Below are 2,822 nucleotides of genomic sequence, written 5' to 3' on the forward strand. Positions count from 1 at the left end.
GGAGGCACCCCTTCTTCCGAAGTTACGGGGCTAGTTTGCCGAGTTCCTTAACCAGGGTTCACTCTTGCGCCTTGGAATACTCATCCCACCCACCTGTGTCGGTTTACGGTACGGGTCGCTTAGCATACGCAGGGGCTTTTCTAGGCACGGGTTCAGACGATGCGGATCGGCCGTAGCCTCACCTCGGAATTCAATCACCTGGTCGTCATCCACCATGCGTCCCCCCTGTTTAAGGGTCGCGAGCGAGGGAATATTAACCCTCTGTCCATCACCTACGCATATCTGCCTCGGCTTAGGTCCCGGCTAACCCAGGGACGAAAAACGTAGCCCTGGAAACCTTGGGTTTGCGGCGGACCGGGATCTCACCGGCCTTATCGTTACTCATGTCTGCATCCTCTCTTGTCAGCGCTCCACTTTCAGTCGCCATCCAGCTTCAATGTACTGACAATGCTCCTCTACCGCGCCATGGCACATTTTTACTCACCACTCATCCAGCTTGATCATCTCCCCTCATTTTAATGGGGGTTTGAGCATCCTCATTCTTCGGATGCTCCGATCTTGCCGTTGATGAGCAAAAATGTGCCATGACACCCAGAGCTTCGGTATAACGCTTATCGCCAATCATTTTCGGCGCAAGGTCTCTCGATGAGTAAGCTATTACGCATTTTTTAAATGGTGGCTGCTTCTAAGCCAACATCCTCACTGTCTATGAAACCTCACTTCCTTTCCACTCAGCGTTATTTAGGCACCTTAGCTGCTGATCAGGGCTGTTTCCCTTTCGACGACGAAGCTTATCCCCCGCCGTCTCACTGCCGCGCTCCACCCACTGGTATTCGGAGTTTGATAAGGGTTGGTACCCGGGTATGGGCCCTAGCCTTGTCAGTGCTCTACCCCCAATGGTCAGCACGCGACGCTGCACCTCAATGCATTTCGAGGAGAACCAGCTATCACGGGGTTTGAATAGCCTTTCACTCCTACCCTCAGCTCATCCGAGAATTTTTCAACATTCACCGGTTCGGTCCTCCACGTCGTATTACCGACGCTTCAACCTGGCCAAGGGTAGGTCACCTCCGCTTCGGGTCCGACACCTGCAACTCAATTTCGCCCTGTTCGGACTCGCTTTCGCTTCGCCTCCGCCCCGGAAGGGCTTAGGCTTGCTACAGATGCCAACTCGCAGACTCATTAAGCAAAAGGCACGCCATCACCCCGACAAGTCGGGGCTCTGACACCTTGTAGGCACGGGGTTTCAGGTTCTATTTCACTCCGCTCGCAGCGGTTCTTTTCACCTTTCCCTCACGGTACTGGTTCACTATCGGTCGCCAACGAGTATTTAGCCTTACGCCGTGGTCGGCGCAGATTCATACGGCGTTTCACGTGTGCCGTATTACTCAGGGACTCCCTAGGGCCACCTCGGATTTCGGTTACGGGGGTTTCACCCTCTATGCCGGACCTTTCCAGATCCTTCACCTATCGTCGGTGGTCCCATGTCGGGGCCCTACAACCCCGGGAGCAAGCTCCCGGTTTGGGCTGTTCCGCTTTCGCTCGCCACTACTTACGGAATCGATTCTCTTTCTTTTCCTCCGGTTACTGAGATGTTTCACTTCACCGGGTATCGCGTGCTCTTCCCTATTTTATTCAGGAAGAGACGTCCCGATATTAATCGGGACAGGTTACCCCATTCGGAAATCTCCGGATCAAAGTGTGTTTGCCACTCCCCGAAGCTTATCGCAGCTTATCACGTCCTTCATCGCCTGTTGACACCTAGGCATCCACTCCGTGCCCTTTGAAGCTTGATCCCTCCCTTCTCAAAAACGTCAGAAAACTTATCTTCGATCTTCAATCAGGAGAGGCAACTCAAGCCTCCTCTGTTCTCTAGTCGTAACCCGGACAACTCACCCGCTTCATCCCAAGGCTCTCGCCCCGGGAATCGCAAGCCGTGCCGGGCCGCAAATTATTTTTGGATATTCGAGTATCTTCCAAGAACCGCAAGAAGCGCTCAATTCATCGCCCCGGATCACTCCGGAGCTGACGTGTTCAATTGCATCTCGCAGAACAGAAAAAACTTTCATTTCTCCATGTGGATGTCAAAGAGCGGCCAAAGACCCGTCGTCCCTCGCGGCACTCACAGTGCTTCTTCAATTCAGCCGGATTACAGGCGGAGAATGGTGGGCCAGACAGGACTTGAACCTGTGACCCCGCGCTTATCAAGCGCGTGCTCTAACCAACTGAGCTACAGGCCCCTATTGGAGTAAAAGCTGAAAATCTGAAATACTGAAAAGCTGAAATCTCTTGGGAGACGCTTTCCGGCACTTCGGACTGTTTGCGGGGTTTCGGCTTTTCAGCTTTTCCGCGTTTCAGCATTTACAAAATTGGTGGAGGTAACCGGATTCGAACCGATGACATCCTGCTTGCAAAGCAGGCGCTCTACCAACTGAGCTATACCCCCGTTCATGCCGCACGCCCTCTTCCAGATTATGGAAAATGGGCGCCGCCTGGCGGAGGATCTCCGCTGTGTTCCGGACTTCTTTGAAGGGAGAGGAAAAAGATTGAATCGCACGCCGCACATGACTCCGGCAATCCGTGAGAGATCTGCGTCTCCCCGGCACCTGGTTGAATGCGCGCGGTAGTTTGTTGTTAATTCAAACAGCGTCGGTCGTTGTTGTTGGTTCCCCAGGTCCCGAAGGACCAGGGGCTCGACCTTTTGCAATCCGTCCCGAAGGACGCCTGCAAATCGCTCCTTAGAAAGGAGGTGATCCAGCCGCAGGTTCCCCTACGGCTACCTTGTTACGACTTCATCCCAGTTACCAGCTTCACCTTAGGAC

2 tRNA genes and 2 rRNA genes are annotated in these 2,822 nt (G+C 53.6%); all 4 read right to left on the reverse strand.

Annotation, left to right across the window (positions count from 1 at the left end):
• A 23S ribosomal RNA gene (locus tag ACG2LG_RS23650) occupies positions 1-1,796 on the reverse strand; the annotation flags it as partial.
• 367 nt (positions 1,797-2,163) lie between these two features.
• Positions 2,164-2,240: transfer RNA gene (locus ACG2LG_RS23655), tRNA-Ile, on the reverse strand.
• 130 nt (positions 2,241-2,370) lie between these two features.
• A tRNA-Ala gene (locus tag ACG2LG_RS23660) sits at positions 2,371-2,446 on the reverse strand.
• A gap of 296 nt (positions 2,447-2,742) precedes the next feature.
• Positions 2,743-2,822, reverse strand: a 16S ribosomal RNA gene (locus ACG2LG_RS23665); the annotation flags it as partial.

The organism is Haloferula sp. A504 (genome assembly GCF_044385805.1).
Taxonomy (GTDB): Bacteria; Verrucomicrobiota; Verrucomicrobiia; order Verrucomicrobiales; family Akkermansiaceae; genus Haloferula.